Here is a 12,605-nt window from a genome sequence, read left to right as displayed (position 1 = left end):
TTGTGGGCGTCCGTTTTTGTTGTGGTTGTTGTCTCGACTGTTTGATAGGGGTGGGGAGCCTACTCCGAAATGTGTCGATCAAGGTCCACACATACGCTGTCGTTCTCGTCATGCCCCGCCACCCCCGCCTTAAACTCTTTCACGCCCCTCTGAGTGAACCACAGACGGAGTCAAAAAAATTCGACAGCCAGTTTGACTAACCGCCAACGGCGCCGCATTTGAGATGCCAGCTAATCTAGCCGTTAGCTTCGATGCGTAAACAAAAATATCCAATCGCTGCTACACAGTCTTTAGATCGTTTATGGCTAGCTTCCACTAGTGGCAAAAAATCCAAAAACATCAATGGCTTAGATATCACATTAAAGGTTATGAAAGAAAAATAGCCTGCTTCGGAGCTTTCACAAACACAAAATTTATACCGTTTCACCAAACGCATAAATTACGAAATTGTAATGATTCCCTCACCCTGCTGTTAGCTTCAAAATCCTAAACTATCAAACCACAAAGGCTGCTAGTTAAGCAGACCTAGTAAACATCGAGGGCACAATGAAATTCATAAAACTCCTCTCTATTGGTATCGTACTGACTGGATTTATGAGTTCCGCTTTTGCTGAAGACGGTTTCGAGCGAACCAAAAATTTCAAAGATAACTTCCGAGCCGAGCAAGCTCGTCTATGGGGTCCTGATGTATCGGAGAAAAGTAAGCAGAAAATTGCTCAAGAAAAACAGAAAGAACCTAAGGGCATTAGCAGCAAGTCGACAACTAAGAGACAGTAAAAAACAATTAACACGATCAAAGCCATCGACAAAAAGCCAGATTAATATCTGGCTTTTTAGCAACCTCTCCCTAATTGTACTTATTAAATAATTTTTCAGCATCAAAGATAAATCCTGAGATGGATTATTCACTTTAAACTGAAAAGCAGCTAGAAATTTAAATACTCTCTTCGCCGGGCTCTTACTTTCAACGGGAGCCAGTAGCACTATCTCCTAGAATATTTTCACCATCCTGTGCAGTGTCCTTCCAGCGGCATAGAAGCAGTTGGCTCGCGTTCGTTTCAGTGATTATTTTGCAACCAACGTCTACAGGTAGATCAGAATCGCTGTCGCGCAAACGCCTGGAAAGGTAGAACGATCTGTCGCGAGGCCACTTGTCAGGATCTTTGATGCTTTTGGACATTCCCCGGCTATAAAACTCCGACGAATACGAGCGGCGGCCAGGATAAATCAGGGGGCCCGATTGAGACGACTGCACATCCAGCCAGGCCTGCACTAAATCTCGCTGGTTCTGAGGACGATCCTCAAGCACACCGTTATAGATAATACCGGCGCCCGCGACTGGCAGCATCAGAGCGCTCGCTGCAGCAGCCCAAGCAGTCTTTCTGCCCACTTCGCTGATACATTCGGCAAGGAGTAGCGTCCATGCAGGCAGAGCAGGAAGAAGATAGGTCCAGAGAATGTTACCAGAGAAAGTAAAGAAAACAGGTGTCGCCAATGCCCAAAGCCAAAGGTATACATCGAAGCGCTGCATCGTCCCACGCCTGCTAATAACGAGGGGTAGAAAGAAAGTCCAAGGAAGCAACGCTAAGCCAAGCTGAATCCATATGGTGCCGTAGGGCTTGGCGTGAGCACTCCCGTAGAGATCCCCGGCCCAATCACTTACAACATATCGGCTCCAGTGCTCGCCGACAAAAAAATACTCAAGGAAACCCGGCGTCTTCATTTCGGCTGCAATGTACCAAGGCACTGATATACCTAACATGAGAGCAATCCCCGTTACCCAAGGAAGCCTCAATACCCGATTCCATTGCTTGTAGATGACGATCCAAAAAAATGCTGGCGCGCCCATCAGTACCAAGGTCAGTGGCCCTTTAGCAAGCAGGCCCAAGCCGAGAGCTAAGAACATAAGGTAGGCATCCCCTTTGCCTGCGCACTTCATCCAACGCCAGAAACCATAGCTGGCCAACAGGATCGAGAACGATAAAACGGGGTCAGTCAGCACAACACCACTGGACACCAAGCCCAGCGCCGTGCCGGAAAAGATGATGGCTGCCCAAATGCCCGCCTTGCGCGATACCTCCTGTGTCGCGAGCCTGATGATGATGAAGCAGCTTGCCAAGTGGAGAAACCAGGCTGGGAATCGAGCAGCAAACTCATTGGTGCCGAATACCGTCATGCTCGCCGCTTGGGTCCAGAAAGACAGCGGTGGCTTGCCCCAAAATGGAACTCCGTAATCGAACATCGGAGTCACCCAGTCACTCAGTTCAACCATCTTGCGTGCCATTTCAGCGTAGCGTGCTTCAGAGGTATCCATCAGGGGATATACGCCCAGCCCCAGGAGACGCAAAAGCAGAATCGAACTCAGGATGAACCACAATGTTCGCTCGCTTTTCAAATTCAGCATTTCTTACCCTCGAGTGAGGAAGCCGGAGGATGAATAGTCATGGGTCGCGCTTCATTATTACTATTTAGAAAATAAAGGGGGCGGCGTTTGACCTCCGCGAGCGTTACGCCTACGTACTCGCCCACCAGTGCAACACCCACGCACATGAATGAAGCAATTCCGACAAGCAGGTGATGGATGTCAAAGGAGCCTGCTACCAGTACTGCGAGCAGGTAGCAGATGCTGGAGACAAAGAAACTGAAGCTAATGAGACTGAATATACGAAGCGGCTTGCGGGAGAAGCTGAGAATACTTTCGATGGCTAGGTCCAGCAGGCTAGCGGCGTTCCACTTGGTATTGCCGGCATGACGGGAAGTGCGATTGTAGGGTAACTCAATGGTGCGAAAGCCTACCCAGCCGATCAAACCCTTAAGAATTCTGGAGCGTTCGTCCAGCGCTCTTAAGGCGGCCAATGGAGCAGGACCAATCAGACGGAAGTCACTGACATCCACCGGAAGATCAACTTTCTCCACCAGGCGCTGCATGATCCAGTAATAGCTACGTGCACTCGTGCGTTTTAGCCAGGAGTCGCCAGTTCGCAAGTCGCGTTGCATGTTCACAACGTCGTAACCCATCTGCCAATGATATACCATACTCGAGATGAGTTCAGGTGGATCCTGAAGGTCGACATCAATGAAGATCAATGCGCTACCGCGTGCATGGTCGATCCCTGCACTTAACGCAGCCTCTTTTCCGAAGTTCCGACTTAGGAACAGGCATCGTACATTTGATCCATCTTGATAGTGTCGAAGTAGGTCTGCAGTTTGATCGCTACTACCATCGTCGACATAGAGAATCTCGCACGAAACAGGCAGGCGCTTTACAACTCTGGTGATGCGCTTGTGAAATTCCGGAATGGTTTGCTCTTCTTGAAAGCAAGGAACCACTATTGTTAACAAGGGGTCAGCGCGTTCGGAAAGCCGATGTGATGTCCGCATGATTGAATGTCCAGAAACGATGCGCAGTGAATCCGAGCGCAGTTAGGGTTAAAGTCACTAAAATCTGAGAGACAAGCGGTGAGAGATTGAATTTAATCAGAACCCACATACCTACACCATTACCGATATTAGTTGCCAACGAGACAAGTACAAACCTGATAGGTTGAAGCTTATAAATTCCCGTCGCCACGAAACTGAGCCTTCTATTACCAATATAGCTAATAATAGCGCCTATCACGCCTCCGCCAACGCTGGCTAACACTGGATCAGTAACTCCATTTACAATAAGCAGGAGAAATACAAAATAGTGCCCCCCGGTTGCTACGAATCCAATGCCTAGATAACGAATAAGCAAAGCTATGATCGACATGCTTGTATTTTCCATCTACAAAGACTAAACAACCCGAAGTGAAAAAAAAGTGAACTGCATGTAATTTCAGAACTAAATAATGCAGCACCTCGACAATAGCTGTGCCACCCAACAAACACCAAAAAACCCTAATAATAAACTGAACAAATAACTCTAGCATGATCCAGAGATTACAATTCTGATAAGAGCATATACATGATGGCACTTTAGATCTTGGACAATTAAGCACTTTCTCAAAACATGAAAACCAGTAACGACACCAATAATTACACCAATTAAGTATCAACTTACCAACCAGTGATCCATTTTCTCACGAGCGCCCATCAGTTTAAACAAGAAGCAACCTGCTAAACGTACGTGTCGTCGAGCTAAGCCCATATATTCAGTGTTTATTTTTGGTTGGGTAGCAAGCTAGTACGACCCAGAACTTGCTGCCACACCATCGACTTTCGTTTTTCGTTCAAAGCCTGAGGACTCACCTAAAGCAATTATCCGGAGTTAAGTCTTTAAGTAAGCCTAAGCCCCGAGCCAATTATAAACTTTCCAATAAACACCCTTATCAAGCCGCACTTCGACTGAGTCAGTGCTCATGCTTTGCCTGGATGTCACAGAAATCAGTTTTTTTCAAAATTCGCTGCTTCTGAGTGCAAATTCGCCGGCCTAAATTTTTTAGCTGGACTTGACTTACTTTTGGGGAGGGGGGCAAGGACTGACAATCTTTGGTTAAAACATGTCAAGGACCATAGAAAACGCCAGGCATCGCCTGGCGTTTTTCTATGGCCTCTAAAAATCCTATCGATGCATTCAATTTTTGTTGTTGACACATTGGGAAAACAAAGAATAACGAATCGTATTAAGCTCACCCCGCGAGTCTTCGTAGGTCATCAACCGTTGATACACCTCGCAAGTACGGGGATCCTGGGACTGACGCACAAATTTTGCAACATCAATCTTCATTCCATACTTGTAGTCCTGAATCTCTGGTATTGGCTTATTATTTTTCGCCGCATAGCTAGCCACGGCGTTCTGATGTTCCTGAATATATTGCAACTGCTTCTTTTCGGAAAACGTAGTAGCTTGTGAAACTATAGGCAAAACAGCTAGGGCTGCCGCAATGATAAGCTTTTTCATAAGGTCCTCTCAATATCAATCTTATTGGGAGTAACCTTATCAACTCACAGGCATCACCGGCATGACGGTAAACTTACAATTTTGAAAGGTGACAACAATATCCAGAATGAAAAGCCCACAACGTTGCTGTGGGCTTCTGTTATGGGCTATCAGCTACCCGCTTCATCACCATCATCATCTTTGCGGTGTGCCCATTGATACAGAGCAGGAAGCACCAACAGAGTAAGCACGGTAGACGAAAGAATCCCGCCAATCACCACTGTCGCCAGTGGCCGCTGAACTTCAGCACCGGTACCTGTTGCGAGAGCCATCGGGATAAATCCGAGGGATGCGACTAGGGCTGTCATCAGAACGGGCCTTAACCGTGTCAACGCGCCTTCATCTACCGCTTGCCGGAGGGTACGTCCTTCCTCCCGCAGCCCGCGGATAAAAGAAATCATAACCAGGCCGTTTAGAACTGCCACACCGGACAGCGCAATGAAGCCAACTCCCGCCGAGATAGACAGCGGGATATCCCGCAACCACAGTGCAACTACACCGCCGGTGAGTGCGAATGGAATTCCGGTGAAGACCAGCATGCCATCCTTCAAGTTGTTGAACATCAGGAACAGCAGTGTCATGACCAGAAGCAATGCGACTGGAACAACGATCTGCAGACGCTTGGCTGCTGATTGCAACTGCTCAAACTGGCCACCCCAGGTAGTCCAGTAGCCTGCTGGGATCTGCACAGTAGCCAGCGACTTAGTCGCTTCTTCAACGAACGAGCCTAGGTCACGGCCTCGAACGTTTGCACTAACTACTACCAGCCGTTTCCCATTTTCGCGGCTGATCTGGTTCGGGCCCAACTGCAAGTCAAGATTAGCGACTTGGGACAGAGGAATGAACCCTATCTGATTAGCATCCTGAGCAACATTAGCAGGCACAGGAATCAGCAAGCTGGACATACCCGCTACGTCAGTGCGCACGGTCTCAGGCAGTCGCACCACCATATCGAACCGACGATCGCCCTCATACAATGTACCTGCCTGGCGGCCACCCACAGCAATAGCAATTGAGTTTTGCACATCCGCGATGTTCAAACCGTAGCGTGCTGCTTTTTCGCGGTCGATGTTGATGGTTAACACAGGAAGGCCGGAAGTCTGCTCAACCTTGACCTCCGATGAGCCCGGTACCGCTTTAAGCGATGCCGCGATTTTGTTGGCGGTGCTGTTGAGCGCGTCCATGTCATCGCCAAAAACTTTCACCGCAACGTCACTACGCACGCCCGAAATCAGCTCGTTGAAACGCAACTGGATCGGCTGGGACAACTCATAGTTGCTTCCCGGGACACCTGCTGCGGCTTTCTGCACCTCAGCGATCAGCTCATCACGAGGCTTATTGGGATTTGGCCACTGATCCTGAGGCTTAAGCATTATGTAGGCGTCAGAGGCGTTAGGCGGCATTGGATCAGATGCGATTTCTGCAGTACCCGAGCGTGCGAACATCCGCTCTACTTCTGGGACCTGCGCTATTACCGCTTTCTCCAGGCGCTGTTGCATCTCGACGGACTGAGTAAGGCTCGTTCCGGGCACTCGCATAGCCTGCATCGCAAAGTCGCCCTCACTAAGGCTGGGAATGAACTCGCTACCCATACGACTTGCAAGTATACCGCTAAGTACGACCAGAGCTACTGCAGCCGAGAACGCAATGTTCCGGTGCCCAAGAACCCATTGCAGTATCGGCTCATAGCGCTGTCGGGCGGTGCGCATTACCACGCCCTCCTCTTCCTTGACCTTGCCAGTGATGAACATGGCGATAGCAGCAGGAACAAAGGTTACGGAAAGAATCATTGCCCCCAGCAGCGCCATTACGACAGTGAATGCCATGGGGTGGAACATTTTTCCTTCGACGCCGGTTAGGGCGAAGATCGGCAGATACACTACCATGATGATCAACTGGCCAAATATCAGTGGCCGGCGAGCTTCACCTGCAGCGGCAAAGACTTCATGGAAGCGTTCTGCTTTGGTGAGTATGCGACCATGCTTGTGTTGCGCATGAGCCAGTCGGCGGATCGCGTTTTCTACTATAACCACGGCACCATCTACAATAATGCCAAAGTCGAGTGCTCCCAAACTCATTAGGTTTGCACTAACCTTGTTGTTGAACATACCTGTGAAGGTAAATAGCATGGACAGCGGGATCACCATTGCGGTGATCAGTGCTGCGCGGATGTTGCCGAGGAACAGGAAGAGAATAGCAATTACCAGAATCGCGCCTTCCACCAAGTTCTTCTTCACCGTCGCAATGGCTTTTTCAACCAAGTTGGTACGGTCATAAACGGTCACAGCAACCACGCCCTTCGGCAGGGTGCGGTTGATGTCGGTCAATTTGGTGGCCACAGCTTGGGACACTGTACGACTATTTTCACCAATCAGCATAAATACGGTACCGAGTACTACTTCGCGACCATTCTCAGTAGCAGCCCCCGTTCGCAGTTCTTTACCGATGCTGACTTCAGCAACGTTGCTGATGCGAATCGGCGTGCCATCTACACTGGTAATTACGATGTTGGCAATATCTTCGATATTGCTTACCTGACCCGGCGCACGAATGAGCAACTGCTCACCATTACGCTCGATGTAACCGGCGCCCACGTTGGCGTTGTTGCTTTCCAATGCAACTACCAGGTCATTAAGTGTCAGCTTGTAGGTAGCCAACCGCTTCGGGTCCGGCGCAATCAGAAACTGCTTGGCGAAGCCACCGATGGTGTTGATCTCGGCAACACCAGGGACGTTGCGCAGCTGCGGCTTGATAATCCAATCCTGGATCACTCGCAGGTCGGTGGGAGTGTAAGGAGTACCATCTTCTTTGAGTGCGCCATCTTCCGCTTCAACGGTCCACAGGAAGATTTCACCAAGCCCGGTGGATACAGGCCCCATGACGGCCTCGACCCCATCTGGCAACTGTTCCTTTGCAACCTGCAAACGCTCGTTAATGAGTTGGCGGGCAAAAAAGATGTCAGTACCGTCTTTGAAGATCACGGTGACCTGTGACAAGCCGGAGCGAGATAGGGATCGGGTTTGCTGAAGGCCCGGAAGACCGGCCATGGCCGTTTCAACTGGAAACGTGATCCGCTGTTCGGTTTCCAACGGCGAGTAACCAGGGGCGCCAGTGTTAATCTGCACCTGGACGTTTGTGATATCAGGCACCGCATCAATGGGCAGTTTTTGGTAGCTGTAGATACCTATACCGGCCATGATTAGAACTGCGATCATTACTACGATGCGCTGCTCAATGGCGAATCTGATGATACGTTCAAACATAAGAAATCATCCTGTAAATTCGCATCAGTGGCCATGCTCGGCAGACGCTTTGCCAAGCTCAGACTTGAGCGTGAAGCTGCCACTGGTTGCCACTTGGGCACCCGATTGGAGGCCTTCGGTTATTTCCACATAGCCACCGGCACGGCGACCTAGAGTTACCCTGCGAGTGTCGAAGCCCTCAGTGGTCCTCACGAAAACTGCAGTTTTTTCCTCGACGGTCTGCACCGCTGACTCTGGAACAGCTACAGCAACTTGATCAGTTTGTGACGTGACTGCGATGCTCACGAACAGCCCCGGTCGCCAGGCCCCATTGGGATTGGTCAGAGTGACACGGACGGGCGCTGCACGATTCTGCTCGCCCAAAAGGCTGCCTACGTAACCCACCTTGCCCTCGACCTCAGCCTTCATGTCAGGAGAAGAAACCTTTACCGAGCGGCCAGTCACGACCTTTCCGAGATCGCCAGGAGGAACCGCGAAAGTTGCCCACACCTGATTAAGATCGGACAGGATGAAAGCATTGGTTGCCTCGCTGACCACCTCACCGACGGTCAGGTGCTTTTCCACTACAACTGCGTCGAAAGGCGCACGCAGTTCATAGCGGTTACCGCCTGCAGAATTGACCGAAGCGCCGATTGCTCCGACCTTTTGCTTAGCGTTGGCCAGTGATATTTCAGCTTCTTGCAAAGCTTGTCGCGCCTGAAGGTAATCTTGCTCGGCGGAGATTTTGTCCTGCCACAACTGCTTCTCGCGGTCAAAAGTCAAGCGTGCCAACTCAACACGTCGCTGTGCAGCTTGTTGCTCACTGCGCATATCCGAGATCTGTTGACTGGCAATCACCGCAAGGACTTGGCCCTTCTTGACCGACTCGCCCAGGTTCGCCTGAACGCTTTCAACAACTCCAGGAACGCGAGGTACCACATGTGCGGTGTGGTCCTCATCAAACCGTATTTCGCCAGGAAAAGTCACAATAGTGCTAATCTCACGGGGAGCAGCTGCTTCCAGAACGACGCCCGCAGCCTCAATCTGCTCGGCGCTAAGCGTCATCTTGCCCTCTTCCTCATTGGCATTTTCGCTGTGGCCTTCCTCACCGTGACCTTCATCCCCCCCGTCTTTAGCAGGTGCTACAGCAGTTCTCTCATGGCCATCTTCAGTGCCATGTTCGGCCTTACTGACTGGAGGCTGCTCGGAACTGGAGTTCCAGGCGAAACTGCCAAATCCGAGGACTGCCACAGCGATTACCGCGAGCGCGATCTTGCGTTTGTTATCCATTGCTACTCCTGCTGATCTTAGGTACCGGCTTATTCAAAGACGCATACAAGGAAAATGCCTGGCCTGTTCAGCGCGTATTGGCAGTCAAGCCGACGTCGCCATACACCCTTTCCACTTGAGCACGCGCATTGGTCGCAGCCGCCAAAGAGTCGAGGTACTGGCCACGAGCAACTATCAAGGTGCGCTGAGCATCCAGCACTTCGATGAAACCGAATTTGCCCATCTCAAATCCACGAGTTGCGGTATCCACGGCCTGTTGAGCTGAAGGCAGGATCGTCTTGTCATAGGACTCGACCTCCTGCATGGCGGTAGCCCACTGATTCACTGCGGTTTGAGTTTCGGAACGTAGCCTGAGCTCAACAGCGTTTCGCTGGTCTCGGGCCTGATCTGCGCGGCGAGAAGCGGAAAGAATGTTGCCCTGATTGCGATCAAACAGCGGTAAAGGCATCGACAGCCCCACGACATTGACCCTCTCGCGAATAGAGCGGTCGTATTGGCTACCAACACTCACGGTGAGATTCGGGATGCGCTGCGCCTTTTCCGCGCCTAGTGAGGCATCGCTCTTATCTATTTGAGCAAGCGCTTGACGCATATCTGCGGTTTGATCGAGCTTCGCCAGTAATTCTGTAGCTTGCGGCGGCTTGCCGGGAGATAGGTCTGGCGAGTCAAGACGATCAAATGCAGTGACCGAACTGCCTATTAACTGGGCCAATTGCTGGTAAGCCGTTGACTTCAAGGTTTCAGCGCGCCTTACCTGTAACTTGGCTTCAGCCAGTTGCACCTGAGCGCGCGTGGCTTCCACCGGCGAGGACTTACCGGCACGCACCCGTCCATCGACGATGCGCAGACCGCGTTCGGTGAGCTCCAATGATTGTTTTGCCAGATTCAAGCCGGTCTGAGCTCTCAAAGCAGCGTAGTAAGATTGAACAACATCTGCACGAAGGCTATTGACTCGACGGTCCAGCTCTAACTGCGCGACGCTTTGACCGTAGGTTGCAACCTCGACACGAGCACGTCGCTTGCCACCCAACTCTAACGGCTGACTAAGCGCGACAGTCGTCGTGCTGGTATTACGACGGGTGTCTTCTACTTGATAAGAAATTTCAGGATTGGGGATGAGTCCAGCCTGCTTGCGCACTCCTTCAGAGATTCCGATCTCTTGACGTGCTGCTGCAAGATCGGGGTTAGCGTCTATTGCCGTCGAAAGCGCTTCAGCCAGACTGAGACTCTGGGCAAATGCGGCAGGCACCCACAATCCAGACAAGACCATACAGAACACAAAGACTTTCAAAGGAAAGATGGGGGTTTTAGATAAAGCAATGTGATTATACCAGGGCACTTTGATAGTCCTCATGCACAAACTTTGATAAAGCTTGGCGAGAACGCCTAAACAGCTGCCAAGCTCCTCTGGATCAGGTGATGGCACTCTAATCAGCGATCACTATCAGAGGGGTGGCTATAAAATTACAATTTCGTTAGAAACCCTGGGGGGATAGTCGAAATAGAAAGCTTTCAGGCGAAACGCAGGGATTTAGTGAAAAAGATTCTGGAAGCCCTGCAACGGTGGAAATACCTGATAACAGAATTGTAATCACCCCGTCACCGACTCGTTATCTTTGATCTGCAAATATGACCCAGGCGCTATTCTAAGTGCTCCACCGGGCCAAAACAACAGACTATACCCGCGTAGGTAAATCATAATAAAAACTGCCGTAATCAAAGGAGCATCGCATGAGACACAAAGTAACTTTGTATTTGGCTGCGGTTTCAGCTTTTTCTGGAAGCTATGCCCTCACGGCACAAGCGGAAGGTAAACCAGAAGGTTTTATTGAAGGTAGCAGCCTTACTGTTCTAAACCGCAACTTCTATTTCAATCGTGATAATCGTGATGCATCTGCGCCGACTTTCAACAGCGGCAAAGGCAATACCAACGGTTATTCCGAAGCTTGGGCACATGCGATAATCACTAAATTCAACTCTGGTTTTACGCAGGGCACTGTGGGCTTTGGTATAGATGCGTTTGCAATGATTGGCATCAAGCTTGATACTGGTGGCGGGCGCAACGGTGGCCGTAGCAGCTTTGACGTGCTGCCTGTTAACGGTGACGGCGAAGCACGTGATGAATACACTAAGGTGGGTGGAGCAGCGAAGTTTCGGCTGTTTGATACTGTCGTAAAGGTTGGAGATGTTTTCCCCGCAACACCCGTCGTGGCATCGGGAGATTCTCGCTTACTCCCTGAAAGTTTCCGCGGCGTGACGGTCGAAAATAGTAGCATTCAAGGCCTAACCTTGCAGGGTGGTCGACTGCATGCGATGAGCCAGCCTGGTTCCAGCAACTTGAACGATAACTTTGCCACATTTTATGCCGGCCCGGTCAACTCGCCTTGGATTGGGTACGGCGGCGGTGATTACCAAGTCAACGACAACATCACGGTGAGCCTTTACGCCAGCCAATTGAAGGATGTTTGGAATCAATACTATGCCGGTAGCAGCCTCACTTACCCACTCAGCGATGATTTGACGCTTATCGGCGGATTCAACTACTACAAAGCTGTAGATGAAGGCAAGAAGCGCCTGGGCGAATTCGACAACAATATATGGAGCGCCAAGCTCGGCGTCCGGTACGGTGCGCATACTCTTGCACTGTCTCATCAGCGAAACAATGGCGATGACGACTTCGACTACCTTCGTCAATCAGACTCAATCTTCGTTGACAACTCAATACAGTACAGCGACTTCAACTCACCGAAGGAACGCTCTTGGATGCTGCGCTACGACTTGAACATGACCAGCTACGGTATTCCGGGGCTATCGTTCATGACTCGTTATGCCAGAGGTTCTGGTGCAGACTATTCGAACGCCAATCAATTCTATATGCGCACTGATGGTAACGGCGATCCGCTCACGAATCAAAAACGTTGGGAGCGTGATATTGAAGTCAAATACGTCGTACAAACAGGTGCGGCGAAAGATCTTTCCTTGCGATTACGTCAAGCAAATACTCGTGCCACTGCATTCGAATCGGACTTGGATGAAGTACGCCTGATCGTTGAATATCCACTTTCGATACTGTGAGCCCTAAACAAGATCGATTTATTCATGTGACTCGCCTAAAACAAAAATAGCGAGCTTAAAGAATTCACCTTGAGTTG

At 50.4% G+C, this 12,605-nt stretch carries 9 protein-coding genes; 2 read left to right on the top strand and 7 right to left on the bottom strand.

Annotation, left to right across the window (positions count from 1 at the left end; all coding sequences use genetic code 11):
• Positions 1-546: 546 nt before the first annotated feature.
• Positions 547-777: a hypothetical protein gene (locus tag BMH52_RS21415; RefSeq protein ID WP_019818108.1), complete on the top strand. Its 231-nt coding sequence runs from the start codon at positions 547-549 to the stop codon at positions 775-777.
• Between the two features lie 187 nt (positions 778-964).
• On the opposite strand, the gene BMH52_RS21410 is transcribed toward BMH52_RS21415, so the two are convergent.
• The 7 genes from BMH52_RS21410 to BMH52_RS21380 form a co-directional block, all read right to left on the bottom strand.
• Positions 965-2,404 carry a glycosyltransferase family 39 protein gene (locus BMH52_RS21410; RefSeq protein WP_019818109.1) on the bottom strand — a complete coding sequence of 480 codons (1,440 nt, stop codon included), beginning with the start codon at positions 2,402-2,404 and terminating at the stop codon, positions 965-967.
• Positions 2,398-3,381 carry a glycosyltransferase family 2 protein gene (locus tag BMH52_RS21405; protein ID WP_024073373.1) on the bottom strand — a complete coding sequence of 328 codons (984 nt, stop codon included), beginning with the start codon at positions 3,379-3,381 and terminating at the stop codon, positions 2,398-2,400. The genes BMH52_RS21410 and BMH52_RS21405 overlap by 7 nt, the downstream gene beginning before the upstream one ends.
• Complete coding sequence (locus tag BMH52_RS21400; RefSeq protein WP_024073372.1) at positions 3,347-3,766, bottom strand: GtrA family protein; 420 nt, start codon at positions 3,764-3,766, stop codon at positions 3,347-3,349. The genes BMH52_RS21405 and BMH52_RS21400 overlap by 35 nt, the downstream gene beginning before the upstream one ends.
• A 789-nt stretch (positions 3,767-4,555) precedes the next feature.
• The gene (locus BMH52_RS21395; protein WP_019818112.1) at positions 4,556-4,882 is read right to left on the bottom strand and encodes a DUF2790 domain-containing protein; all 327 of its coding nucleotides are present in this window, start codon (positions 4,880-4,882) and stop codon (positions 4,556-4,558) included.
• Positions 4,883-5,031: 149 nt separating this feature from the next.
• A complete protein-coding gene (locus tag BMH52_RS21390) occupies positions 5,032-8,184 on the bottom strand; it encodes a CusA/CzcA family heavy metal efflux RND transporter (protein WP_024073371.1) in 3,153 nt (1,050 codons plus the stop codon).
• Between the two features lie 24 nt (positions 8,185-8,208).
• On the bottom strand, positions 8,209-9,453 hold the full coding sequence (locus BMH52_RS21385; protein WP_024073370.1) for an efflux RND transporter periplasmic adaptor subunit: 1,245 nt from the start codon (positions 9,451-9,453) through the stop codon (positions 8,209-8,211).
• 67 nt (positions 9,454-9,520) lie between these two features.
• Positions 9,521-10,792, bottom strand: coding sequence for a TolC family protein (locus BMH52_RS21380; protein ID WP_131672237.1), 1,272 nt, complete (start codon positions 10,790-10,792; stop codon positions 9,521-9,523).
• A gap of 392 nt (positions 10,793-11,184) precedes the next feature.
• On the opposite strand from BMH52_RS21380, the gene BMH52_RS21375 reads away from it, so the two are divergent.
• The gene (locus BMH52_RS21375) at positions 11,185-12,528 is read left to right on the top strand and encodes an OprD family porin (RefSeq protein ID WP_024073368.1); all 1,344 of its coding nucleotides are present in this window, start codon (positions 11,185-11,187) and stop codon (positions 12,526-12,528) included.
• Positions 12,529-12,605 lie beyond the last annotated feature (77 nt).

The organism is Pseudomonas sp. BTN1 (assembly GCF_001907715.1).
Taxonomy (GTDB): Bacteria; Pseudomonadota; Gammaproteobacteria; order Pseudomonadales; family Pseudomonadaceae; genus Aquipseudomonas; species Aquipseudomonas paracarnis.
This window is presented reverse-complemented; position numbering and strand designations above follow the sequence as displayed.